A 23,037-nucleotide genomic window follows, 5' to 3' on the forward strand; every position below is an offset into this window, starting at 1 on the left:
GCTGCCATGGAGAGCGTCGATGCCTCGAGGGCGTTCGCCGAGATGCCGGGCCCGCAGCGCGCCGCCGCCCTGCTGCTGCTGCTCGGCGAGGAGGAGGGTGCGCCGATCTGGCAGCGCCTCGACGAGGACGAGATCAAGCTCGTCAGCCACGCCATGGTGCAGCTCGGCTCACTGGAAGCCGGCACCGTCGAGCGGCTGATCGTCGATTTCGTCTCGCGGCTGTCCTCGGGCGGGGGCATCACCTCGAACTTCGAGCGCACCGAGTCGCTCCTGCTCAAGATCTTTCCCCCTGAGCAGGTCTCCTCGATCATGGCGGAGATCAAGGGTGCCTCCGGCAAGCGCGTCTGGGCGAGCCTGACCCAGATCGACCCCGAGATCCTCGCGAACTTCCTGCGCAACGAGTACCCGCAGACGGTCGCCGTCGTGCTGTCGAAGGTGCGGGCCGACTACGCCGCCAAGGTGCTGACCATCCTGCCGGAGGAGTTCGCCATCGACGTGCTGAACCGGATGCTGCGCATGGAGACCGTCCAGAAGGAGGCCCTGCGTCACATCGAGGAGACGCTGCGCACCGAGTTCGTCTCGACCATCGCCCAGACCACGCGGCGCGACGCGCACGAACTCATGGCCGAGGTGTTCAACGCCTTCGACCGGCAGACCGAGACCCGGTTCCTCGCCGCGATCGACCAGGCCAACCGCGGCTCGGCCAAGAAGATCCGCCAGCTCATGTTCACCTTCGAGGATCTCCTGAAGCTCGATCCGGGCTCGGTCCAGACCCTGATGCGCAAGGTCGACAACGACACCCTGTGCCGCGCGCTGAAAGGGGCCGACGAGCGGGTGCGCGCCTTCTTCATGCGCCAGATGTCGACCCGCGCGGCCAAGAACCTCACCGACGAGATGGGCTCGATGGGGCCGATCCGCCTCAAGGAGGTCGATGAGGCGCAGGCCAAGATGACGGAACTCGCGAAAGAGCTGGCCGAGAAGGGCGAGATCATGATCGCCAAGAACGGCGGCGAGGAGGAGTTGGTCTATTGAGCCCGAGAGCCTCCCGCCCCTTCCTGTTCGACACCGATTTCGGCCGCCCGCGCGGGCCTTCCGCCGCCGACGCGGAGGCCTCGGCCCGGGCGGAGGCCGAACGGGCCGCCATCGAGGCGGCGGCTTACGCCCGCGGCCTTCAGGACGGCCGGGCGGAGGCCGCACTCCAGGAGCAGGCCCGGCTCGCCGACGCTCTGACCCGGGTCGGGCTCGCCGCCGCCGGCCTCCTCAACCAGTCCGACGCCCGCGACGGCGAGCGCGAGACGCAGGCGCTGGCCTTCGCGGCCGCACTCGCCCGCCGGATCGCGGGGGACGCCCTCGACGCACGCCCGCTGGCGACGGTGGAGGAGGCGGCCCGCTCCGCGCTCCGGCATCTGCGCGGCGTGCCCCACCTCGTGCTGCGGGTGAGCGAGGGGCTCGTCGATGACGCGGAGGCGCTGATGCGGCGCCTGTCGCGCGAGAACGGCTTCGAGGGGCGCCTCGTGGTGCTCGGCGAACCCGACATGGCGCCGGGCGATGCCCGGCTCGAATGGGCCGACGGCGGCGTCGTGCGCGAGCGCGCCCGCATCGAGGCCGCCGTCGAGGCCGCCCTTTCCCCCAATTTCGCCAGCGCAGAGGCCTGAGCCCGATGTCGAGCGACGATTTCAGCCTGCCCCAGCTCAACGAGGGCGACCTGCCCTACGACGAGGGCGGTGCAGCTTCCGTCCGCGACGCGCCGACGAGCCCGAAGAACGCGGCGGACCTCGAACAGGTCTTCGACGTGCCGGTGGTGGTCTCGGCGGTGCTGGGCTCCTCGCGCATGCCGATCGGCGACCTCCTGCGGCTCGGCCCCGGCGCCGTGCTCGAACTCGACCGCAAGGTCGGCGAGGCCATCGACATCTTCGTCAACAACCGCCTCGTCGCCCGCGGCGAGGTCGTGCTGGTCGAGGAGCGCCTCGGCGTCACCATGACCGAGATCATCAAGAACGATCACTGATCCTCTGTTGTGCCGATCCGGACATCCGGTCCGGATCGGCACGTCCGGCAGGCGACCGCCGCCCCGCAGTCGCGGGGGCGGCCTGCGATGAAGGGTCATCGCAGGCCGGGGCGAGCCACCTGAAACGGATCGAATTTTCGGAGATACCACGCCATGCGGCTGCTCATCGTCGGACGGCTCTCGAGCGAACTCGTCACCGCCTCGAAGATCGCCATGAACCGCGGCGCCTCGGTCACCCACGCCGACGGGATCGACCAGGGGCTCGCGGCCCTGCGCGCCAAGGGCGGCGACCTCGTGATGGTCGATGTCGGCCTCGACATCCGCCGGATGGTGCAGGCTCTGTCAGACGAGCGCATCCGCACACCGGTGGTGGCCTGCGGCATCGCCTCCGACGCCCGCGCCGCGGTGGCGGCGATCCAGGCGGGGGCCAAGGAGTACATCCCCCTCCCCCCCGATCCCGAATTGATCGCGGCGGTCATCGAGGCCGTCGCGGCGGACGCCCGCAGCTTCATCTGGCGCGATCCGTCCATGGAGCGCGTGGTGCGGCTCGCCGAGCAGGTCGCCCGCTCGGAAGCCTCCGTGCTCATCACCGGCGAGAGCGGCACCGGCAAGGAGGTGCTGGCCCGCCACGTCCACGCCAAGTCGAACCGGGCGAGCCGTCCGTTCGTCTCGGTCAATTGCGCGGCGATCCCCGAGGCCCTGCTCGAATCCGAGCTGTTCGGCCACGAGAAGGGCGCCTTCACCGGCGCGGTCGCCCGCCGCATCGGCCGGTTCGAGGAGGCCAATGGCGGCACGCTGCTCCTCGACGAGATCTCCGAGATGGACGTGCGGCTGCAATCCAAGCTGCTGCGCGCGCTTCAGGAGCGGGTGATCGACCGGGTCGGCGGCGCCGCCCCCGTCAAGGTCGATATCCGCGTGCTCGCCACCTCCAACCGCAACCTCGCCGACGAGGTGAAGAAGGGCACGTTCCGCGAGGATCTGTACTACCGCCTCAACGTCGTACACCTGCGCCTGCCCGCCTTGCGCGAGCGGCTGGCCGACATCCTCGAACTCACCGCCCATTTCGCCCGCAAATACGCGGAGCTGAACGGATTGTCGCTGCGCCCGCTGACCCGCGAGGCGCAGGCCCTGGTCGCCCGCAACCCCTGGCCCGGCAACGTGCGCGAGTTGGAGAACACGATCCACCGCGCGGTGCTCCTGGCGCAAGGCGCCGAGATCGGTCCGGAGGCGATCCTGAGCCCAGAGGGCGAATCGCTCGCGGCGCCGACGGCGGCCTCCGGCCCGGTCGAGCGGGCGGCGAGCGCGGCGGAGGCGGCGACCCGCGGGCTCGTCGGGCGCACCGTGGCGGATGTCGAGCGCGACCTGATCCTCGACACCCTCGACCATTGCCTCGGCAACCGCACGCACGCCGCGCGCATCCTCGGCATCTCGATCCGAACCTTACGCAACAAGCTCAACGAGTATGTCGAGGCGGGCGTGAAGGTGGCCGAGCCCGGCGGCGTGCGGGCCATGGCGGCCTACGGCTGAGACGGCTTTCGGACGCCTCGCGAGGATGGTCGACAGACCGAGCCGATCAGCCGGCGGCGGCATCGGGTCCCGCGAGGCGGGTGCGGCCGGCAGCGCCGCGCATCCGCCCGAGCGCCGCATCGCTCCAGACACCCAGCCGGCCGGCGGCATGGAACGAGACGGCGGCGACGAGCAGGCCCGCGGCGCAATCGCAGGCATAATGGGCCCCGTGCGTCACGGCCGAGACCGTCATCACGGCGTTCAGCGCAAGCACGGCCCAGCGCAAAGCTCTCAGCGGCCAGAGCGCGGCCGTCACGAGGTAGGCGACGGCGCAGTGGAGCGACGGGAAGGAGATCAGCGGGCCGACCGCTTCCAGCGCCACGGCCCGCAGCGAGCCGGCCCGCAACGCGTGCAGATCGCCGAGCGGCGTCGCGCCCTGGAACAGCAGATGCGCCCTGTCCGGGCCGAGCAGGCCGGCCGCGCCCTCGGCCGGCAGCACGGCGCTGACGAGCGTCGTCGCCATCACGCAGAGGATGAAGGCGGCGACGAAACGATCGGCCCGGCGCACCGCGCCCAGAGCCGCGAGGATGAGGGGCGCGAGGGCCAGTTGCATGAAGAACGTCTCGTAGGCGCGGCCCAGGATCTCCATCAGGCCGCTCCGCTCGACCATGGCGGCCTGGAAGCTCGGCCAGTCGAAGCCGAAGGCGCGATCGATCCTGAGGAGCCAGTCGTCGCGCAGCGGCAGGCTGAAGGCCTGAACACCGTAGGCCAGGGCGCTGGTGATGGGCAGTTGCACGATCAGCACCGCGAGAAGGGCGAGCGCGGCGCCGAAGCGGGGGCGGATCGCGCGGGTGTTGAAGTAGACGGCGCCCGCCAGCATCGACAGCGGCGCCAGCCACTGGACGCCGGACGTGCTGAGCCAGACGCCCGTCAGGCTCTGGACGTAGAGGGCGGCGGCGCCCGACAGGACCAGCAGGCTGTAGGTGGCCAGCGACGGGCCGGCGGCATCCGCCACCCTGGACGTGAAGAGGGATGGGACAGGCATGGAGCGCTCGCTGGCCGGAGGCCCAAGCGTCATGCATGAGTTGTTTCCATCGCATGAAAACAACTATCAATTGTATCGTTTTGTTACCGCGGCCTCGTGCCGGCCGCTGCTGCGAGAGGCTGCCGGCCCCTCACCGCTTCGTGGTGAACTGCGCCTCGTACTCGGCGTTCTGCGCCGCGCGCGCCTGCTCGATCTTGCGCAGGGTGAGGAAGCGGACGATGTCGAACTCGACGTCGCGGATCGTTTCCTCGATCAGGTGGCGCTGGAGCAAGATGCGGGGATCGTCGCCGGCGAGGCCCTCGCGGTCCTGGAGCCGCTGCACCGCCTGCCGGACCACGGTGTAGACCTGATCGCGCTCCTCCCGACTCATGGACGGGCTGACGGCGCGCGCGATGAGATCGGTGAAATCCGCCATGGAAGCCGTTCGATGAAAGCCGTTTGCCTGCCGCCGCTTAGAACGCATCCCGACGAACTGGAAGCCAGCTCGTCGGAATGCATGTCACGACAAGGATCTAGAGCCGGTTGTCGTTGACCGCTGCGGTCACGAGCGAGACCGAACTCCACAGGACGGTGAAGCAGAACAGGGCCGCGAACAGGGCGTAGAAGGGGGCCGGATATTCCGAATAGGTCGGCAGCAGGGGCGGCACGAAGGTCGCCAGATAGATCTGCTGCTTGGCGGCCGCGATCCGGGCGCGGTCGAGGATCATCTGCATCGAAGCGTTGAGCTTCTCCGCCACCGTCTGCTCGACCATCAGGCCCTCGTATTCGAGCAGGGCCTGGGTGAGGTTGTGCTCGGAATTCGAGACGATGCCGTCGGTGGTGAGCCGGCCCTGCAGATCCTTGATCTGTCCGTCCAGCGCGCCGACGGTGGCCACGAGCACTTGAATGCCGCGGTTCTTCTCGTCGAGCTTGGAGTCGCGCAGCACGCGCAGGTCGTTCTCCGCCTTGATCTTGTCCTTGCGCAGGAGTTCGATCGTGGTCACGGCCGCCTCGGCCGATTTCACCGGGTCGATGATGCCCCAGCGGTTGCGGAACTCCTGCATCGCGATCCGCGCCTGCTTGAGCCGCTCGAACGACTGCTCGACCTCCTTCTTCGCGTTGGCGATCATGTCGCCCTGGGCGCGGCGCGAGATGCTGTTGATCAAGGTCTCGGAGCGGGCGATCACCTCCTGCGAGATCGCGACCGCGTCCTCGGGCTTGAAGGCGCGCACCTTCAGGTGGATCACGCCGGAAATCGCATCGATGTGCGGGACCACTTGCCGGCGCCAGTACCGCACCAGCTTCTCGATCGGCTGACCCGCGCCGTAGCCGGCCCAGAAATCGATCCCGTCCTGCGAGAACATCCGTTCGAGGCCGAGCTTGGCGTCGACGGCCTCCACCATCGGCCGGCTGCCGATGTAGTCGCGCAGGATGAAGCTGTCCTGGCTGTTGTGCTTCTGGATCAGGTCGCTGTGCAGGCCGAGTTCGGCGCTGGCCATCGGCTCGACGTTGCCGCGCACGGCGAACTGCGACACGACGATGTATTGCGGGCTGGCGATCGCGAAGACGTAGAGGCCGACCACCGCGGTCGGCGCCAGCGCGAACAGGCAGTAGCTGCGGAACAGCCGCTTGGCCATCCGCTCGGGCGGGCGCGCCTCCCGCGGCCGCAGGCCGGGCAGCCGGGTCCATTCGAGGGTGCGGCGCGCCCGCTCGACCAGCGCCCCGCCGAAGCCCCGGCCCTTGCCCGGGGAAACCGGTTCGATCGTCTCGGCGTTGCGCCGCAGATCCGGCACGGAGCGCCGGGCAAGATCCATCAGCGACTGGACGCTCGGGCTCGGCCGGACCCTGGTCGCCTGCTTGACCTCGTCGTCGGAACTCATCGAATGGGGGTCCTCACGGATCCGCGGCCGGAGCCCGCCCGCACGAGGGACCTCGCGCCCGTCCCCTCGCGATACGCTCGGGCCGGACGCTTCGGCAAGCTCGGGGCGGCATCCTGTCTGAAGGCTCAGGTCACGTTCTTTTCGGCCCTTTTTAAGGCGCGGCGATCCGCCGGGATTGCGCCCTGGGCCGGGGGGCTGCGATACCGCCCCCGAAACGGAGTACGGCCCGAATCGAAGGGCCGGACGGGAGGACATGTGGGACGGCGGCAGGATCCGGGTGGGGCGCCCCGAGAAGACCGGGTCGAATCGGCTCGGGCCGAGACGACCAAGGTCAGGACGGCCAAGGCGGGCTTCTCGGACCTCGTGCTGGTGTGCCGCAAATGCGCCAAGCGCCAGGGCGTGGACCGCAAGCAGCTCGGCCGTGCCGTCAAACGGGCGTTCAGGCAAGGCGCGAAAAAGGGCGCCGGCAAGGTCCGGGTGCTGGAAACGGGCTGTCTCGGGCCCTGCCCCAAGCGGATGCTGACGCTGGCCACGCCGGAATCCCTGGCGCGCCGCCGTGTCATCCTCGTCGATCCGGCCCTCGATGCCCTCGGTCCCTTAGCCCTCACCCTCGCCGCCGTGGTGCCGTCGCCGGCCGCATCCGTCGCGGTGTTCACAGCGGCCGAGCCGAGCCCGGCAGTTCCGCCCGATGGAGCCGGCAATGGCTGAGGCACCCGCCGGCCGTGGGGACGGGCGCGACGATCCCTCCTCGGACCGGCCCGCCGAAGGGCCGCTACCGGGGCGTCTCCTCCGCGGGCTGCTGCGCCGGCTGCCGCTCGTCGGCACCCTGGTCGGGCTCGGGCTCGGCGTCTGGCTCGTCGCCACCAACGACCTTGCGGCGATCGGTGCGGCCTTCGGGCGGATCGGTCCGGCGGGACTGGCCGCCATCGTGGGGGTGCGGGCCGTCATCGTGTTGCTGTGCGGGCTCGCCTGGGCGCGGCTGCTGCGCGGCATCCCGCCCTCGGGACGTCACATCCATCCCGCGAAGGCCGCCGAGCCCCCGATCGAGACCGGCGCCTTCGTGATCCTGCGCTTCGTGCGAGAGGGCGTGAACGTGCTCCTGCCGGTCGCCTCGGTGGGCGGCGAGGTGGTGGGCGGGCGCCTGCTGACCTTCTGGGGCGTCGCGGGCAGCCTCGCGGCCGCCTCGCTGCTGGCCGACATGCTGATCCAGGTCGCGACGCAGGTGGCCTTCACCGGGCTCGGCGCCGGGCTGCTCTGGCGGCTGCCGGGGGAGGCCGCTGCCGCGCTCGCATGGTGGACGACGCAGGCCGCGGTGGTCGCGGTCGCGGCGGTCGCGGCCTTCTTCGCCCTGCAGACGCTCGGCGTGGCGCGGGGGCTGGAGCGGCGCCTGGCCGCCCTCGGGCGCCGCTTCCTGCGGTCGGCGGCCCCGGAGGGGGCGAAACCGGAGGCGGGCGCGGCGGGCATCCTCTCCGTGCAGGAGGCCCTCGATGCGGTCTGGGCGCGGGGCCGCCGCGGGCGCATCGCCCAATCCGTCGCCCTGCACGCCGTGGCCTGGGGGCTCGGCGCGGCCGAGATCTGGATCGTGCTCGCCTGCATCGGTGTCGAGGTGAGTCTGACCGAGGTGTTGGTGCTGGAATCGCTCTCGCAGGCGATCAAGTCGGCGGCCTTCGCCGTCCCGAGCGGGCTCGGCGTGCAGGAGGGCGGCTTCGTCGTGGTGGGCGCCCTGTTCGGGCTCGATGCGGGCACCGCCATCGCCCTGTCGCTCGCCAAGCGCGTGCCCGACGTCGCCCTCGGCCTGCCCTCGCTAATCGTCTGGCAGACTCTCGAAGCCAAGCAGACGCAGGTGCTGCCACCGCGCTGAGTTTCGGGTTTCGAAAGGACAGGTCCTTTCGCGGGTCCAGGGCGGAGCCCTGGAGAAACCTAGCCGATCAGCCCTCGCTCGTCGTCAGCCACCCGCGCATCGCCTCGAACGTCGCGATGCCGGCGGCGAAGGCGGTGGCAGCCTCTGCCTCCGGCACACCGTCCAGACGCTCGCGGAACTCCCGCCAAAGCGGTCCGGTCGCACGACCGCGGCCGGCATAATAGGCCAGCGGCACGCCCTCCCCGTGCAGGCGGGCGACGTGGCGGCCGATGACGGCGCCGCCCAGCGTCGAGCCCTCCAGTACGTAGAGCGCGCCCAGCGCCGCGCCCGCCCCGTCGAGGCGGGGCGCGGCGGGCATGGGCTGAGTGCCGGGCGCCGCCCCGTCGAGGGCGTGCAGATCCGCATCGAGACCCGCAAGCCGTCGGCGCGGATCGAAGAAGGCTGCGTCCGCGAGCGCGGCCGCAATCGCCGGCTCGTAGGCGGCGTGGAAGCCGCGCAGGCGGACCAGCAGGTCGCGGTAGCCGGGCAGCGTCGCCACGCGCGCCTCCCAATCGAGGTCGCGCTCCAGCGCCTCGTGCGCCACTTGCGTGGCCTCCCGCAGGCGGGCGTGCAGGCTGTCGCTCACGAAGGGGCTCAGGCGTGAACGGTGAAGCAGGCGCCGTCGGCGTTCTCGACGTCGAGGCGGGCGCCGATCTGGTCGAGCATGGCGCGAATCAGCTTCATGCCGAGCCCGGTGCCCCGCGCCTTGGCGTTCTCCCAGCCCGGCGGCATCCCCTCCCCGTCGTCGCAGACCTTGAGGCGGACGGCCGCCCCCTCGCCGCCCGCCACGGTGACGCTGATCCGCGCGCCCTTGTCGGGCCCGCCGGCGTATTTGAACGCGTTGGTCACGAGTTCGGTGGTGATCAGCGAGAGCGCCACCGCATGCTGGTAGGGCACCATCAGGCCGGGCTCGGCGGTCATCTCAACACTGTGCTCGTCGCCGGCCATGCCGGCCAGATCGCTGCACAGGGCCTGGATGGTCTGGCCGAGATCGACCTGCTCCATGCTCTCGCCCTGGTACAGGCTGTCGTGCACCCGCGCGACGCTCATGACGCGGGCCGAGGTCTCGGAGAAGGCTTGGCGCGCCTCCGGGTCGGCGATATGGCGCCGCTGCATGTGCAGGAAGGCCGTCACGATCTGCAGCGAGTTCTTCACCCGGTGGTCGATCTCACGGGTGAGCAGATCCTTCTGCTCCAGCAGGCGCTCCTTGTCGGCGAGCAGCCCGGTCAGCTCGTCGATCTTGCGGCGCTGGCGCAGCACCACGCCGTCCACGGCGTCGGCGAGCTGTGCGGCGAGCGCCACCTTCCACGTCGCCCACGGGGCGGAATGGCCGCGCCGCTCCTCGATCCAGCGCTCGAACGAGCGCCGCGGCAGCACCGCCACCGGGCCGCTGCCGGGCAGGACGGGTTTGCGCGGGTCGCCGCCCCAGGTCACCGTGCTCGGCACCTCCGGCTTGACCCAGAACAGCAGATGCTGGCGCGAGGTGCCGACGAAGGCCGCGAGCAGGCCGCTGGCGACCTCGGTATAGGCGGAGGCCGGCGCATGGTGCAGCACCAGCGTGTCGGTGACGAAGGTGGTCTCACCGGGGGCCAAGCTCTGCCGCAGCCAGTCGGCGAGCGCGCGCACCGCCGCCTCGGGCGGGGTCGCCCCGACGAGACAGACGGACTCGTCCGAGATGATGCCCGCGCCCGTCGCCTCGAACAGGTCGAGCAGCGTCGGGTTGCCGTTCGTCAGCGAAGCCACGAAGTCGTCGGAGCGGGTGAGCCCGCGCACCAGCCGCCCCTGGACGTCGAGATGGCGCTGCCGCTCGCCCCACAGCGTCTTGCCCTCGATCTCCTGCACCCGCATGGCGAAGGCGTCGGTGAGCACGGTCGCCGCGGCGCGGGTCTCCGGCGCGACGTAGTGCGGCCGGCGGTGATGGCCGATCATCAGGCCCCAGAGCCGGTTCTCGACCATGATCGAGATCGACATCGAGCCGTCGACGCCGAGATTGCGCTGGTATTCGAGGTGGATCGGCGAGAGCGAGCGGTTCTGCGCGAAGGTGAGGTCGATCGGTGCGTTGCCGGCAGAGCGGTCGGCGACCAGCGGCACCGGTACGCAGTCGCGGTCGATCACGAAGCGGCTCTTGGCCTTGGTGTAGAGGGCGCGGGCCTGGGCCGGGATGTCGGAGGCGGGAAAGCGCAGGCCGATCAGCGGGCGCTGCCAATCCGGCACCATGTCCTCGGCGATGGCCTCTCCGTTCCAATCCGCGTCGAAACGGTAGGCCAGCACCGATTCGAAACCGGTCATGGCGCGGATTTCGAGGGCAGCGATCTGTGCTGCCTCGGTCAAGGTCTCAGCGGCGCGCAGCCGCATCATGGCGAGTTCGGCGTCGAGCGGGCTCGCGGCGAGGAAGTCCTCGGGGCGCTCCGGCGCCAGCTCCAATTCGATGATGACTCGGCCGAGATGGGCATGGGCCACGAGGTGGAGGCGCTCGTCGCGCGGTGGAAGCGTAAGCGAGCGGCGCAGGAGCCGCCCGTCGGTCAGGGTGTGGGCGGCGAGCCCGTCGCGGATCGCGGAGACGATCGCACCCGGCAGCACCGCCTCCAGGTTGAGGCCGTTGGGCGGAAAAAGCTCGGGCGCCAGCACGTCCGCGGCGTTGGCGCTGAAGGCCAGGATCTCGAGGCTCGCTGCATCGGCGGCGAGCATCACCGCGTTCGGCTGGATCGAGCCGGGAATGTGGATCGGCTCACGCTCGCACAGGCTCGGATCGACCGGCTCGGCGCGGCTGCGCTGGGCGATCGCCGCGAGGACGGCCTCACGCGAGGGGCCGGCGGCGATCTGCTCCAGCGGGGTGATGGTGAGCCAGACGCGCCCGCCCGCCCCGGACCGCAGGCCGATTCGTGCCCGCAGGGGAGCCGGAATGCGGCCGAACACGAATTCGAAGGCCTGATCGGTCGCGCTCCGGCGCTGGCCGCTGAGAAAGCGTCCGTAGAAGCTCGGCACGTTGGCGCTCGGCACGAGCTCGCGAAAGAAATGGCGCCCGATCATCGTGTCGGGCGACAGGCCGCACAGCGTTCCCGCGGCCCGATTGCAGGCGAGCACGATCCCGACGGCGTTGAGAGCAAGAATGCCCACGCCGAGTTCATCCCGCTGCTCAGCGGTGAGGGCATCGAGATCGACCGGAAGGTCGACCGGACCACCGTTCGGCCCCACGGCGTTCATCTCCGACGGATCGACCATTGTGGCAGTCGGTATGCCTGCCGCGCCCCGGTTAGGCAATGCCGAGTCTGCCCTCGGCACGCGTCTCGGCACTCGTGACGGCCGTACCAAGTGTCTGACAAGACCAAGCTTTGTCTGATTACATACATTCCTCCGCGGCACCGTGCATCGCTGGACGCGGCAGCGGCCGAGCGGCGACCCCGCATCCTCGCGAAGGCAGGGTAGCAGCCCCGGCGCGATCGGCTTCCTTCAGTGATCGCCAAGATCCGAGAGCGCCGTATCGAGACCCTCTTCCAGGGTCGGATGGTAGAAGGGACGGTCGCGCAAACGCCGCACGTCCAGCCCGTCCTGCACCGCATAGGCCAGGAGGTGGCCGAGATGCTCCGCCTCCGGGCCGATCAACTCGGCGGCGGCGAGGCGCCCGTCGGCCTCGGCGTAGAGGCGGACGCCGCCCTGCGCCCGGTCCATCACCCGAGCCCGACCCTGGTCGCAGAAATCGGCGCGACCGACGCGGCGATCCGTCTCGGGGTCGAAGCCGCCGCCGATCACGGCGATCTGCGGATCGCTGAACACCATGGTGAGCGCCACCCAGCGCTCCGGCCGCTCGATCCCTTCACCGCGGGCGAGCCGCACGGCGTTGCGGCCGGCGATGCGGCCCTGGCGGCTGGCCTCGTGCAGTACCGGGCGGTCGGCATTGGCGTCGCCCGCGATCAGGATCGACGCACCCTCGCAGAGCAGCGAACGGGGATCGTGGACCGGGCCGCCCCGGTCGTCGAGGGTCACGCCGGTGTGCTCCAGACCCATTCCCGAAACGTTCGGCGGACGGCCGGCGGCAGAGAGCACCCGATCGAAGGTCTTGTCGCCCTTGCCCGCGTCACCGCTCCAGCCGAGGCGTGCCCCCTCGCCCGCGGCCTCACCGCTCTCGACCTTCGCGCCGAGATGCAGATCGAAGGCATCGGAAAAGATCTCGCGGGCGGCCCGCTTCAGATCGGGATCGCGCAAGCCTCCGAGGCTGTCGCCGGGATCGAACACGCTGGTCGCCACGCCGAGCCGGGCCATGGCCTGGGCGAGTTCGAGGCCGACCGGGCCGGCACCGAGAACGGCGAGCGAGGCCGGCAGGTCCTCGATCTCGAACACGGTATCGGTGGTCAGAACCCGGTGGCCCAGCCCCTTCAGCGGCTCGGGCACGCTCGGGCTGGACCCGGTCGCCAGCACCGCCGCCTTGAAGCGCAGGCGGGTGTGGTCGTCGATCCGCAAACAATCCGGCCCCTCGAACACGGCTCGCCCCGTAAGGCGCGTCTCGTCGGGGAAGGCGTCGAGCCCCTCGAACACCGACCCCACGAAGCGGTCGCGCAGGCGCCGCATCCGGGCCAGCACCGCCGGACCATCGACCCGCACTTCGCCGACGCGGATGCCGAGCCGATGCGCCTCGCGGGCCTCCTGCGCCGCCTCGGCTGCGGTGATCAGCAGCTTCGAGGGCATGCAGCCGACGCGGGCGCAGGTGGTGCCGCCGGGGCCCTGCTCGATCAGCACGGCGCGGACGCCCGCATCGAGAGCGGCGCGGTGGGCGGCGATGCCGGCGGTGCCGGCCCCGATCACCGCGACGTCGCAAGTGAGTTCCCGCATCGCTCAGGACGCCATGGTGAGGACGGCGCCGCCATCGACGCGCAGGTTCTCGCCGGTGATGAAGCTCGCCTGTTCCGAGCACAGGAAGGCCACCGCCGACGCGACCTCCTCGACCCGGCCGCGCCGCTTGACGACGATGCCGGGGCGCTTTTCCTCCAGGAAGCTCTCGACCGCCTCGTCGAAGGAGACGCCGAGCTCCCCGGCGCGCTTCTCCATCATCGCATCGGTCATCGGCGAGGCGACGAAGGCGGGGGCCACCGAGTTCACCAGCACCCCGTCCGGCCCGTAGGCCTTGGAGAGGCCCTTGGTCAGGTTCATCAGGCCGGCCTTGGCGGCGCAGTAGGGCAGTTCCTCGACGTAGGGCTGCACCGCGTCCTCGGAGGTGAAGAACACGATCCGCCCCCATTTCTGGGTCCGCATTCCGGGGATGAAGGCGCGCGCCATTCGCACCGCCGCCATCAGGTCGGCCTGGATCGTCGACATCCAGCCCTCGTCGTCGATCTCCAGGAAGTCGCCGGTGGCGCCGGTGACGCCGGCGGCGTTGACGAGGATGGTGGGTGTCTCGCCGAAGGCTTGTTCGGCGAAGTCGCGCAGCTTGAGCGCGCCCGCATCCGACGAGAGGTCGGCTTGGCAGGACTTGACCGGGCCGAGTGCCGCGAGCCGCGCGGCCGCCTCCCCCAGTTCCTTCTCCTTCAGGTCGGAGAGGACGATCTTGACGCCCTCACGCAGCAGATACTCCGCGCTGGCGTAGCCCATGCCGGAATCGCCGCCGGTGATCACCGCGACGCGACCGCTGATGCCGAGATCCATGAATCGATCCTCTTTGTTGGCGGCGTCCGGTTCGACCGTGCGGCGTCGGCGCGGCGACCATTTGCTCAGTGTCTCACACACAACCCCCGCTGCACCGCCGTGCCCGGAAGCGAGACGATCGGTGATCGGGCGTTGTGTGAGGCACTCCAAAACCGCGTGCCAACGGAGGGCGTGGGGGATCGTTCCAGCCGGGCCCTCGACTGCGGCGATCCGACCGTTCGCGCGAGGGGGAGGAAAACGGGGCGGGTCCGTAAGGGACGACATGGCGGCCTTGGGAGGTGCCTCTCTAAAAAGTCTTTGCGCGAACCGGCGACGCGCGGCACCCTCCGCGCCGCGACGCCTGAGAAGCGAACAGGGAGAGCGACGATGAGCGAGACCGACGCGGCGTCACCGGCCGTGCCCCCGAAGGGCGGCGTGGTCGCCTATCTCACGCTCGATGGCGCCCTGCGGGCGGCCGAGTTCTACCGGACCGCCTTCGGCGCCGAGATCGTCGCCTCCGTGCCCCCGGACGAGAAGGGGCGGACCATGCACGTCCACCTCGTCGTGAACGGGACGTCGGTGATGCTCTCCGATGCCTTTCCCGAATACGGCCACCCGCTCCAGGCGCCGCAGGCCTTCAGCCTGCTCCTGCCGGTCGAGGACATCGCCGTGTGGTGGAACCGGGCGGTCGCAGCCGGCGCCGAGGTGGTGACGCCCTACCAGGAGATGTTCTGGGGCGACGTCTACGGGCAGCTCCGCGACCCGTTCGGCGTGATCTGGGCGATGAACCAAGCCAAGCGCCCGGCCTGAACCATCGGAGAGACAGCATGAGCGACGCCGACGATCCCCGCGACCTCGTCCTCACTCGCCTGATCCCGGCGCCGCGCCGGGCGCTCTGGCGCGCTTGGACCGAGCCGGAGCTGGTGAAGCGCTGGTTCGCCCCGAAACCCTACACGACGCCGGTCGCCGAACTCGACCTGCGGCCGGGCGGGTCGAGTCTCATCGTGATGCGCAGTCCCGACGGGCAGGATCTGCCCAACCGGGGCATCTATCTGGAGGTGGTGCCGGACACGCGCCTCGTCGTCACCGACGCCTACACGTCGGCCTGGGTGCCGTCCGAGAAGCCGTTCCTGACGGTGATCCTCACCTTCGCCGACGAGGCCGGCGGCACCCGCTACACCGCCCGCGCCCGCCACTGGACGCTGGAGGACCGCCAGGCGCACGAGGCGATGGGCTTCGAGCGGGGCTGGGGCATCTGCGCGGATCAGCTCACCGAGGTGGTGACGGGGTTGAGCTGACGGCTCCGAGAAACCCTCCCCCTCTGCGGGGGAGGGTTATGGTCGTAAGCTCGGATCAGGCGGCCTCGCCGAGGCACCACGCCAGGATGCCCTTCTGCGCGTGCAGGCGGTTCTCGGCCTCGTCGAACACCACCGATTGCGGACCGTCGATCACGTCCGCCGTGACCTCCTCGCCGCGATGGGCCGGCAGGCAGTGCATGAACAGCGCGTCCTTGGACGCAGCCTTCATCAGCGCCGCGTCCACCCGGTAGGGCGAGAGCAGGTTGTGGCGGTAATGCTCGTCATCGTCGCCCATGGAGACCCAGCAATCGGTGACGACCAGATCGGCCCCCTCGACCGCCGCATAGGCGTCGGTGGTGGCGTTGACCCGCGCGCCCTCGCGCTTGGCCCAATCGACGAGGGCCGGCGGCATCGCCAGTTCCCGCGGCGCGGCGACGTTGAGGGTGAAGTCGAAGCGGGCGGCGGCGTGGACCCAGCTCGCCAGCACGTTGTTGGCGTCGCCCGACCACGCGATCGTGCGGCCCTGGATCGGCCCGCGATGCTCCTCGAAGGTCAGCAGGTCGGCCATGATCTGGCACGGATGCGAGGCCTTGGTCAGCGCGTTGATGACCGGCACCTCAGCATGCTCGGCCAGCTCCATCACCAGGCCGTGGTCGAGGGTACGGATCACGATCGCATCGACGAAGCGCGACAGCACGCGGGCGGTGTCGGACACCGTCTCGCCGCGGCCGAGCTGCATCTCCTTGCCCGTCAGCATCAGGGTGTCGCCGCCGAGTTCGCGCATCGCCACGTCGAAGGAGACGCGGGTGCGGGTCGAGGGCCGGTCGAACACCATCGCCAGCATCTTGCCGGTGAGCGGTCGCTCCGCCGCGCGCTGGCCCTTCACCCGCGCGCGCTTCATCGCGGCGGAGGTGTCGAGGATACCGCGCAGGGTCTCGGCGGAGAGGTCCTTCAGGTCGAGGAAGTGGCGGACATGCGGGCCGCTGCCGTTCAGAGTCGTGGTCATCTCAATATCTACGCTCGCGGTGCCACCCTCAGGCGGCCCCGCGCATCTGCGCCTCCAGATCGGTCGCCGCGGCCTCAAGCCGGGCCACGGCCTCGTCCACCTCCGTCTCGCCGACGATCAGCGGCGGCAGGAGGCGGACCACGTTGTCGCCGGCCGGGATCACCAGCAGGTGCCGCGCGCGCGCGGCCGCCGTGAACTCGGTGTTCGGCAGGTTGAGCTTCAGGCCCCGCATCAGCCCCTGCCCGCGCAACTCGGCGAAGACGTGGGGGTGCCGGTCGATCAGGCCCGCGAGCTTCTGCGTCAGCAGCAGATCGATGCGCTCGACATGGGCCAGGAAGCCTTCACCGAGCACCACGTCGAGCACGGCGTTGCCCACCGCCATGGCGAGCGGGTTGCCGCCGAAGGTGGTGCCGTGGGTGCCCGCCGTCATGCCGCGGGCGGCCTCGGCCGTGGCGAGGCAGACGCCGAGCGGGAAGCCGCCGCCGATGCCCTTGGCCGCGCTCATGATGTCCGGCGTGACGCCCGACCATTCATGCGCGAAGAACTTGCCGGTGCGGCCGACGCCGGTCTGCACCTCGTCCATGATGAGGAGCAGGCCGTGCGCCTCGCAGAGGGCGCGCAGGCGCCGCAGCGTCTCGCTCGCGATCACCCGCAGGCCGCCCTCGCCCTGGATCGGCTCGATCATCAGGGCGGCGGTCTCCGGGCCGATCACGGCCTCCAGGGCTGCGAAGTCGCCGACCGGCACCTGATCGAAGCCCTCGACCTTCGGGCCGAAGCCCTCGATGTACTTCTGCTGGCCGCCGGCCGCGATGGTCGCGAGCGTGCGGCCGTGGAAGGCACCCTCGAAGGTGACGATGCGGTAGCGCTCGGGATGGCCGCCCGCCGCGTGGTACTTGCGCGCCATCTTGATGGCAGCCTCGTTCGCCTCGGCGCCGGAATTGGCGAAGAAGGCCACGTCCGCGAAGGTCGCGTCCACGAGCCGCCGGCCCAGCCGCTCCCCTTGGGGGATCTGGAACAGGTTCGAGGTGTGCCAGAGCTTTTGCGCCTGCGCCGTCAGCGCCTCGACCAGATGCGGATGGGCGTGGCCGAGGGCGTTGACGGCGATGCCGGCACCGAAATCGAGGTAGCGGTCGCCGTCCTCGGCGACCAGCCATGCGCCCTCGCCTCGCTCGAAAGCGATCGGTGCGCGGGCATAGGTCGGCAGCAGGGCGGAGGTCACGCGGGTCCGTCTCCTCGGGCTCGATCCAGGGGGAAGTCGCCAAAAGAAAGTGCCGCCTCGGGGGACGGGCGGCACGCGCGCGATTACTAAGAAACGAGGCGCTTCTGTCAATCGCAGGACGGCGCCGGGGCGGCCTGCGGCACCGCGATCCGCCCGAAATCCACGCGCCGCGGTGCCGTCCGGCACCCGACCGCCGGGTTCAGGCCCGCTGCAGCCGGGTCGATTCCGTCGGCGAGCGCCCGATCATCTTGCGGAAGGTCCGCCCCATCCGCCGCGCGTCGGGAAAGCCCGCACGCAGGGCGGCCTCGCTCAGGGAGACGGTGCCGGAGCGGATTAGCGACTGGGCCAGCGTCACGCGCTCGCGCAACACATATTGATAGGGCGTCACGCCGAAGGTGCCCTTGAAGGCGCGCACGAAGTAGCCCTCGCTCAGGCCCGCTACCGCCGCCATCTCTCCGAGAGACAGGGGCGCATCGATCCGCTCGGCGACGAGTTGGCGCACCCGCCGCGCCTGCCGGGCGGTGAGTGCCGCGCTTTTGCGGGTGGGCGGGCTCGACAGGGCGCCGGAGGCGCGCAGCACCGCGAGCGCCACGCTGTCGACCAGAAGCGCATCCGCGGCGCTGCCGTGGCCGCTGGCCGCCTGCCCCAGGGCAGCCAGGAGATGGGAGACGGTCATCCGCTCGGTGAGATCGCAGGTGATCGAATCGATCCGGAGATGCGAGAGCGGCGCCTCGATCATCCGCTCCACCGCGGCGGGCATGAAGGCGAGATAGCGCCCGCGGCATTGCCCGCTCCAGAGCGTGCGGCCGGCATAGCCGGGCCCGCGCAGGACGAAGGCCTCGCCGGTGCGCTCGTCGCAGGGCTCACTGCCGGTCGGGCTGTCGCCGCTGAAGGTGAGCGTAGTCCGGCTCAGGCCGTACCAGCCGCCGTGCCACGTGCCGACGAGGAGACCATCGACCCGGTGTGTGCTGGAACCCGCCGTCTCGTAGGCGAAATCGAGGAAGGCGATGCCGTCGAGGCCGCTGGCGGGGATCTGGCCGAAAATCCGGTCGGGCGGGGCGCTGAGATCGCCCTGCACCGAGGCATTGACGAACGGAACGCTCATCGGCCGCGTCGTTCTCCCTCTCGCTGGCGCGCCTCCGGGGCGCGCCTGGAAATCCTTGTTGCCTTGGCTGTCTCGGCCGCTCTCACCCGGAACCGAGGGAACGGCGGCGGACACGGCAACGCTTCGATCCGGACGGATGAAAACGGCCCGCCTTAGCGGTCGTTCCCTCGACCGGTTCCCCGGCCCGCGGAGTCGACCGTGCCAGCGGCGGAGGCGCCCGTCGAGGGCGCACCCGGTCGCCGCGTCCCGCGCGAGGCCCACGGAAGCGGTGGGGTCGGCCGCTTCCGTGGGAAACCGTATCAGGAGGAGAAATTACTTCCCGAGCAGGCCGCCGAGCAGGCCACCCACCGCGCCGAGCACGGTATCGAGCGTGCCGCCGACGAGGCCGCCCACCTGATCGACGACACCGGACACGGCCCCGAGTTCGCTGCTGAGATCGAGATCGAGGCCGAGAGACAGACCGCCGCCGACCTGATCCAGCTCCGCAGCGTTCAGCTCGCGGACGGCATCAATGTTCTGCTGCATGGTTTTCTCCTTTGTCCGAATGATATTGGAAGAACGTTCTGTATTTCTGTCTTCCTGTGGAATAAGAGCGGCGATAGTCCGTCGCTCTGTTGGATAAGGTACGGATATTATTCCGGCAGGCAACCCAGGCTGCGGTATACGGTCCGGGGCGATCGGCTTGAGACTTCTCGGATGGACATATCTTGATCCCTCACAGCACGACCAGCAGTCGCATCCGGTCTCCACGCTCCGCCGTCGGCCGTACGCGTTCGCCGCACACTCCCCCTTGGGGGCCCCCTTGGCCGACCGGCTTGGCCGGCCTTCGCGGAATCCTTTGCGGGGTGAGGTCGGCGGGACGAGCGCCCCCCGTACGGGGGACAAAAATTGACCTGTCCGCCGAGGAACCGGCCGCCCGCGATACGATCGCAGCTAAAAATTTGATTCTGTTGCGGATTATGACCTACATGCGTCAGAACAACGCATCCTATCGTTTGATTGCGACGGGCAAGGAGGCCCCCCGGTGAACGCGCCCTTGTTCCGTCGCGAGGTCGTGGAAGCACGACGAAGCGCCTGGCTCGGCGAGGCTCAGGTGATCCAGCCTCTGGCGATCCGCGTGGTGGTCGGCCTGTGCCTCGCCTTCGCCATCCTCGTCGGCGTCTACGCCTGGCTCGGCAGCTACACCCGCCGGGTCCATGCCGAGGGCCTGCTCGCCCCCGATGTCGGCCTCATCACCGTGGCGAGCCCGCTGGCGGGGCGCGTCAGCGCGTCCGGCGTCAAAGAGGGCGACCGGGTCGAGCGCGGCCAGCTCCTCTTCACCATCGACCTCGACGCGGTCTCGGCGAGCGGCCCGACGCAGGAGCGGGTGATCGCCCAACTCGGCCGGCAGCGCGAGAGCGTGGAGCGCCAGCGCGCCGCCCGCGCCGCCATGGCCACCGCCGAGAAGGAGGGCTTGAGGGAGCAAGTCGCAAACCTCGAGGCGCAGCGGGCCAAGATCGAGGAGCAGCTCGCGCTCCAGGAAAAGCTGGTGCCGCCGCTCAAGGCGCGCGCCGACGAACTCGCCGACCTCGTGACCCGCGGCTTTGCCCGTGCGGCCGACTTCCAGAGCCAGAACTACCTCTATCTCCAGGCCAGCTCGCAGCTCGCGCAGTTCCGCCAGGGCGGGCTTCAGGTCGAGGGCAAGCTCGGCGATCTGCGCGCCAAGCTCGCGACCTTCGACGAGACCCTGGCCCGCGATCTGGCCGAACTCGACCGCACCGCCGCGCAGCTCGAACAGCAGCGGGCCGAGAGCGAGGCACGCCGCGCCATCGAGGTGCGCGCGCCCGAGCGCGGCATCCTCACCTCGATCCGGGCGCAGGCCGGGCAGACCGTGGCGGCGGGGGCAAACCTGCTCACCCTGCTGCCGAGCGAGGGCCGGCTTCAGGCCAACCTGTTCGTGGATTCCTCGGCGATCGGCTTCATCGAGCCCGGGGCTTCCGTGATGCTGCGCTACGCCGCCTTCCCGTTCCAGCGCTTCGGCCTGCACCGGGGCACGGTGACGGAGGTGACCCGCGCCCCGCTCGAAGGCGACGCCCAGCCCGAGGCGGCGAGGGACACGGCCAAAAATGCCGGGAAGGCCGGCGTCTACCGCATCATCGTGCGGCCCGACGCCGACAGCGTGACGGCCTACGGCGAGCCGCGCCGGCTGGAGGCCGGGATGCGGGTCGAGGCCGACATCGCGCTCGAGAAGCGCGCCCTCTACCGCTGGCTCCTCGACCCCCTCTACCACGTCAAGCGCAGCGTCGATCTCGTCACCGAAGGAGGGACACGTTGAGCCTGCTGTCGGATCTTCAGTTCGGCTTTCGGCGGCGCCTGCCGGTCGTGCTCCAGGCGGAGGCCGCCGAGTGCGGCATGGCCTGCCTCGCCATGGTGCTGGGCTACCATGGCCGCCGGGTCGATCTCGGAAGCTTGCGCGCCCGCCACGCCCTCTCGCTCAAGGGCATGACCCTGCGCAACCTGATGGACCTGTCGGGCACGATGGGGCTCTCGACGCGGGCGCTCAGGGTGGAACTGCCCGATCTCGGCCGCCTGCGCCTGCCCTGCATCCTGCACTGGGGGCTCAACCACTTCGTCGTCCTGGCGCGGGTCGGGCGCCGGGAGATCGTGATCCACGATCCCGCCCGCGGGCGCCGACGTTTGAGCCTCGCGGAAGCCTCGCGCGAGTTCACCGGCGTCGCCCTGGAGGTGGCGCCGAACCAGAGCTTCGTGCGGGAGAAGGCGGCGCGCGGCCTCGCGCTCTCCGACCTGTTCCGGGGCATGGCCGGCATCCGCTCGGCGATGACGCAGATCCTGGCGCTTTCGCTCGGGATCGAACTCGTCGCGATCCTGATGCCGATCGCCTCGCAGATCGTCATCGACGAGGTCATCGTGAACGGCGACCTCGACCTGCTCCTCGTCGTCGCCCTCGGCCTCGCTCTGCTGCTCGTGCTGCAACTGGGGCTCGGCGTCGCCCGGAGCTGGGCGATCATGCTCACGGGGACGAAGCTGAACTATCAGTGGTCGGGCTCGCTGTTCGACCACCTCTCCCGGCTGCCGCTCGACTATTTCCAGAAGCGGCATGTCGGCGACGTGATCTCCCGCTTCGGCACGCTCGCCACGATCCAGAAGGGCATCACCACCGATCTCGTCCAGGCACTCCTCGACGGGCTGATGTCGGTCGGCATGCTGATCATGCTGTTCCTCTACGGCGGCTGGCTCGCCCTCGTGGCGCTCGCCGCCACCGCGCTCAACGCGGGGCTTCGGATCGCCGCCTACAAGGCCTACCGCGAGGGCACCGAGGAGGCGATCGTCGCGGAGGCACGCCAGCAGAGCCACTTCATCGAGACCGTGCGCGGCATGGCGAGCGTCAAGCTCCTGAACCTGCGCGAGCGCCGCCGCGGCACGTGGATGAACCAGTTCGTCCAGGCGCTGAACGCCCGGCTGCGGTTGCAGCGGCTCGACCTCGTGTTCGGGCGCGGCAACGAGTTCCTGTTCGGCGCCGACCGGCTGATCCTGCTGGTGCTCGGCGCCCGGGCCGTGATCGACCAGTCGATGACGCTCGGCATGCTGGTGGCGTTTCTGGCCTATCGCGACCAGTTCTCGACCCGCATCGGCAACCTGATCCAATCGGGCTTCCAGCTCCGGATGCTCAACGTGCAGACCGACCGGCTCTCGGACATCGTCATGACCGAGCCGGAGGAGGCCGCTGCCGCGGTGGCCCCGGTCGCGGCCCCTGCCCTCCTCGCCGGAGAGAGTCCGCCGGTGCGCGGCGCGGGTCTGCGCGTGGTCGGCCTGTCCCTGCGCTACGGCGATGACGAGCCCTGGGTGTTCCGCAATCTCGGCCTGGAGGTGCCGCCGGGCGAAAGCCTCGCCATCACCGGCCCCTCGGGCTGCGGCAAGAGCTCGGCGATGAAGATCCTGATGGGCCTGCTGCCCCCCTCCGAGGGCGCGGTGCTGGTCGATGGCCGCGACATCCGCTCCGGGGGGTTGGCGGCCTACCGCGCCCGCATCGCCGGGGTGATGCAGGATGACGGGCTGTTCGCCGGCTCGATCGCCGAGAACATCGCCTGTTTCGACGAGCGGCCCGATCCCGGCTGGATCCGCGAATGCGCCGCCCGCGCCGCGATCCTCGACGACATCGCCCGCACGCCGATGGGCTTCGAGACACTTGTGGGCGACATGGGCTCGACGCTCTCGGGCGGCCAGCGCCAGCGGGTGATCCTGGCGCGTGCCCTCTACCGCCGCCCGGAGATCCTGTTTCTGGATGAGGCGACGAGTGCGCTCGACGAGCCGACCGAGGCGGTGATCGCCGCCGCGCTTCGCGACCTGAAGATGACGCGGGTCATCGTCGCCCACCGCCCGGCGACCGTGGCCCATGCCGATCTGCGCTACGACTTTTCCGCCGACGCGCCGCGGGTTTCGGCGCAGGCGACGGAGACCGCCGGTTGAGGAGCCTT

The 23,037-nt window shown here is 70.3% G+C and carries 21 protein-coding genes; 10 read left to right on the forward strand and 11 right to left on the reverse strand.

What is annotated here, in order from left to right; translation table 11 throughout:
- Positions 1 to 6: 6 nt before the first annotated feature.
- From fliG to flbD, 4 genes are all read left to right on the forward strand, one after another.
- Complete coding sequence (gene fliG, locus MKK50_RS24120) at positions 7 to 1,032, forward strand: flagellar motor switch protein FliG (protein WP_301288758.1); 1,026 nt, start codon at positions 7 to 9, stop codon at positions 1,030 to 1,032.
- Positions 1,029 to 1,655, forward strand: a complete 627-nt coding sequence (locus MKK50_RS24125; RefSeq protein WP_499025711.1) for a FliH/SctL family protein — start codon at positions 1,029 to 1,031, stop codon at positions 1,653 to 1,655. The genes fliG and MKK50_RS24125 overlap by 4 nt, the downstream gene beginning before the upstream one ends.
- 5 nt (positions 1,656 to 1,660) lie before the next feature.
- Positions 1,661 to 2,008 (forward strand): flagellar motor switch protein FliN, encoded by a 348-nt coding sequence (fliN, locus tag MKK50_RS24130; protein ID WP_253369830.1) that lies wholly within the window; start codon positions 1,661 to 1,663, stop codon positions 2,006 to 2,008.
- A 153-nt stretch (positions 2,009 to 2,161) separates the two neighbouring features.
- Positions 2,162 to 3,535: a sigma-54-dependent transcriptional regulator FlbD gene (gene flbD / locus MKK50_RS24135; protein WP_499025712.1), complete on the forward strand. Its 1,374-nt coding sequence runs from the start codon at positions 2,162 to 2,164 to the stop codon at positions 3,533 to 3,535.
- Positions 3,536 to 3,581: 46 nt separating this feature from the next.
- Here flbD and MKK50_RS24140 read toward each other — a convergent pair whose 3' ends face one another.
- The 3 genes from MKK50_RS24140 to MKK50_RS24150 form a co-directional block, all read right to left on the reverse strand.
- Positions 3,582 to 4,559: a phosphatase PAP2 family protein gene (locus tag MKK50_RS24140; protein ID WP_499025714.1), complete on the reverse strand. Its 978-nt coding sequence runs from the start codon at positions 4,557 to 4,559 to the stop codon at positions 3,582 to 3,584.
- A gap of 130 nt (positions 4,560 to 4,689) precedes the next feature.
- Positions 4,690 to 4,974 (reverse strand): hypothetical protein, encoded by a 285-nt coding sequence (locus MKK50_RS24145; protein ID WP_499025715.1) that lies wholly within the window; start codon positions 4,972 to 4,974, stop codon positions 4,690 to 4,692.
- Between the two features lie 97 nt (positions 4,975 to 5,071).
- Complete coding sequence (locus MKK50_RS24150) at positions 5,072 to 6,418, reverse strand: KpsE/RkpR family capsule polysaccharide export protein (RefSeq protein WP_253369836.1); 1,347 nt, start codon at positions 6,416 to 6,418, stop codon at positions 5,072 to 5,074.
- A gap of 255 nt (positions 6,419 to 6,673) precedes the next feature.
- Between MKK50_RS24150 and MKK50_RS24155 the strand changes: the two genes are divergently transcribed.
- Entirely contained in the window at positions 6,674 to 7,126 is a 453-nt protein-coding gene (locus tag MKK50_RS24155) for a hypothetical protein (RefSeq protein ID WP_499025717.1), read from the forward strand.
- Positions 7,119 to 8,279 carry a lysylphosphatidylglycerol synthase domain-containing protein gene (locus tag MKK50_RS24160; RefSeq protein ID WP_499025718.1) on the forward strand — a complete coding sequence of 387 codons (1,161 nt, stop codon included), beginning with the start codon at positions 7,119 to 7,121 and terminating at the stop codon, positions 8,277 to 8,279. The genes MKK50_RS24155 and MKK50_RS24160 overlap by 8 nt, the downstream gene beginning before the upstream one ends.
- A 67-nt stretch (positions 8,280 to 8,346) precedes the next feature.
- On the opposite strand, the gene MKK50_RS24165 is transcribed toward MKK50_RS24160, so the two are convergent.
- The 4 genes from MKK50_RS24165 to MKK50_RS24180 all read right to left on the reverse strand — a co-directional run bounded on the left by MKK50_RS24165 (position 8,347) and on the right by MKK50_RS24180 (position 13,955).
- Positions 8,347 to 8,904 carry a biliverdin-producing heme oxygenase gene (locus tag MKK50_RS24165; RefSeq protein WP_499025720.1) on the reverse strand — a complete coding sequence of 186 codons (558 nt, stop codon included), beginning with the start codon at positions 8,902 to 8,904 and terminating at the stop codon, positions 8,347 to 8,349.
- Between the two features lie 8 nt (positions 8,905 to 8,912).
- The gene (locus MKK50_RS24170; RefSeq protein WP_253369844.1) at positions 8,913 to 11,540 is read right to left on the reverse strand and encodes a histidine kinase dimerization/phosphoacceptor domain -containing protein; all 2,628 of its coding nucleotides are present in this window, start codon (positions 11,538 to 11,540) and stop codon (positions 8,913 to 8,915) included.
- 228 nt (positions 11,541 to 11,768) lie between these two features.
- The gene (locus tag MKK50_RS24175; RefSeq protein WP_499025721.1) at positions 11,769 to 13,145 is read right to left on the reverse strand and encodes a dihydrolipoyl dehydrogenase; all 1,377 of its coding nucleotides are present in this window, start codon (positions 13,143 to 13,145) and stop codon (positions 11,769 to 11,771) included.
- Positions 13,146 to 13,148: 3 nt separating this feature from the next.
- Positions 13,149 to 13,955, reverse strand: coding sequence for an SDR family NAD(P)-dependent oxidoreductase (locus MKK50_RS24180; protein WP_499025723.1), 807 nt, complete (start codon positions 13,953 to 13,955; stop codon positions 13,149 to 13,151).
- Positions 13,956 to 14,321: 366 nt separating this feature from the next.
- On the opposite strand from MKK50_RS24180, the gene MKK50_RS24185 reads away from it, so the two are divergent.
- Both MKK50_RS24185 and MKK50_RS24190 read left to right on the forward strand, forming a co-directional pair.
- Entirely contained in the window at positions 14,322 to 14,744 is a 423-nt protein-coding gene (locus MKK50_RS24185) for a VOC family protein (protein WP_499025724.1), read from the forward strand.
- A gap of 17 nt (positions 14,745 to 14,761) precedes the next feature.
- On the forward strand, positions 14,762 to 15,232 hold the full coding sequence (locus MKK50_RS24190) for an SRPBCC family protein (protein ID WP_499025725.1): 471 nt from the start codon (positions 14,762 to 14,764) through the stop codon (positions 15,230 to 15,232).
- Positions 15,233 to 15,287: 55 nt separating this feature from the next.
- On the opposite strand, the gene argF is transcribed toward MKK50_RS24190, so the two are convergent.
- The 4 genes from argF to MKK50_RS24210 form a co-directional block, all read right to left on the reverse strand.
- Positions 15,288 to 16,238, reverse strand: coding sequence for an ornithine carbamoyltransferase (argF, locus tag MKK50_RS24195; protein ID WP_499025727.1), 951 nt, complete (start codon positions 16,236 to 16,238; stop codon positions 15,288 to 15,290).
- A gap of 28 nt (positions 16,239 to 16,266) precedes the next feature.
- Positions 16,267 to 17,457: an aspartate aminotransferase family protein gene (locus tag MKK50_RS24200; protein ID WP_499025728.1), complete on the reverse strand. Its 1,191-nt coding sequence runs from the start codon at positions 17,455 to 17,457 to the stop codon at positions 16,267 to 16,269.
- 199 nt (positions 17,458 to 17,656) lie between these two features.
- Positions 17,657 to 18,562 (reverse strand): helix-turn-helix domain-containing protein, encoded by a 906-nt coding sequence (locus tag MKK50_RS24205; protein ID WP_499025730.1) that lies wholly within the window; start codon positions 18,560 to 18,562, stop codon positions 17,657 to 17,659.
- 312 nt (positions 18,563 to 18,874) lie between these two features.
- Positions 18,875 to 19,087, reverse strand: coding sequence for a hypothetical protein (locus tag MKK50_RS24210; protein ID WP_253369859.1), 213 nt, complete (start codon positions 19,085 to 19,087; stop codon positions 18,875 to 18,877).
- 499 nt (positions 19,088 to 19,586) lie between these two features.
- On the opposite strand from MKK50_RS24210, the gene MKK50_RS24215 reads away from it, so the two are divergent.
- The gene (locus tag MKK50_RS24215; protein WP_499025731.1) at positions 19,587 to 20,876 is read left to right on the forward strand and encodes an HlyD family secretion protein; all 1,290 of its coding nucleotides are present in this window, start codon (positions 19,587 to 19,589) and stop codon (positions 20,874 to 20,876) included.
- Positions 20,873 to 23,029 carry a peptidase domain-containing ABC transporter gene (locus MKK50_RS24220; RefSeq protein ID WP_499025732.1) on the forward strand — a complete coding sequence of 719 codons (2,157 nt, stop codon included), beginning with the start codon at positions 20,873 to 20,875 and terminating at the stop codon, positions 23,027 to 23,029. The genes MKK50_RS24215 and MKK50_RS24220 overlap by 4 nt, the downstream gene beginning before the upstream one ends.
- Positions 23,030 to 23,037 lie beyond the last annotated feature (8 nt).

The organism is Methylobacterium sp. J-043, from assembly GCF_022829505.1.
GTDB classification, from domain to species: Bacteria; Pseudomonadota; Alphaproteobacteria; order Rhizobiales; family Beijerinckiaceae; genus Methylobacterium; species Methylobacterium extorquens_A.

What these genes read in the sequence shown, in the direction of transcription:
- argF (WP_499025727.1), bottom strand. Translation starts at nt 16,238, where the DNA reads ATGACCACGACTCTGAACGGCAGCGGCCCGCATGTCCGCCACTTCCTC.
- flbD (WP_499025712.1), top strand. Translation starts at nt 2,162, where the DNA reads ATGCGGCTGCTCATCGTCGGACGGCTCTCGAGCGAACTCGTCACCGCC.
- MKK50_RS24160 (WP_499025718.1), top strand. Translation starts at nt 7,119, where the DNA reads ATGGCTGAGGCACCCGCCGGCCGTGGGGACGGGCGCGACGATCCCTCC.
- MKK50_RS24205 (WP_499025730.1), bottom strand. Translation starts at nt 18,562, where the DNA reads ATGAGCGTTCCGTTCGTCAATGCCTCGGTGCAGGGCGATCTCAGCGCC.
- MKK50_RS24180 (WP_499025723.1), bottom strand. Translation starts at nt 13,955, where the DNA reads ATGGATCTCGGCATCAGCGGTCGCGTCGCGGTGATCACCGGCGGCGAT.
- MKK50_RS24140 (WP_499025714.1), bottom strand. Translation starts at nt 4,559, where the DNA reads ATGCCTGTCCCATCCCTCTTCACGTCCAGGGTGGCGGATGCCGCCGGC.
- MKK50_RS24190 (WP_499025725.1), top strand. Translation starts at nt 14,762, where the DNA reads ATGAGCGACGCCGACGATCCCCGCGACCTCGTCCTCACTCGCCTGATC.
- fliN (WP_253369830.1), top strand. Translation starts at nt 1,661, where the DNA reads ATGTCGAGCGACGATTTCAGCCTGCCCCAGCTCAACGAGGGCGACCTG.
- MKK50_RS24210 (WP_253369859.1), bottom strand. Translation starts at nt 19,087, where the DNA reads ATGCAGCAGAACATTGATGCCGTCCGCGAGCTGAACGCTGCGGAGCTG.
- MKK50_RS24175 (WP_499025721.1), bottom strand. Translation starts at nt 13,145, where the DNA reads ATGCGGGAACTCACTTGCGACGTCGCGGTGATCGGGGCCGGCACCGCC.
- MKK50_RS24170 (WP_253369844.1), bottom strand. Translation starts at nt 11,540, where the DNA reads ATGGTCGATCCGTCGGAGATGAACGCCGTGGGGCCGAACGGTGGTCCG.
- MKK50_RS24145 (WP_499025715.1), bottom strand. Translation starts at nt 4,974, where the DNA reads ATGGCGGATTTCACCGATCTCATCGCGCGCGCCGTCAGCCCGTCCATG.
- MKK50_RS24185 (WP_499025724.1), top strand. Translation starts at nt 14,322, where the DNA reads ATGAGCGAGACCGACGCGGCGTCACCGGCCGTGCCCCCGAAGGGCGGC.
- fliG (WP_301288758.1), top strand. Translation starts at nt 7, where the DNA reads ATGGAGAGCGTCGATGCCTCGAGGGCGTTCGCCGAGATGCCGGGCCCG.
- MKK50_RS24150 (WP_253369836.1), bottom strand. Translation starts at nt 6,418, where the DNA reads ATGAGTTCCGACGACGAGGTCAAGCAGGCGACCAGGGTCCGGCCGAGC.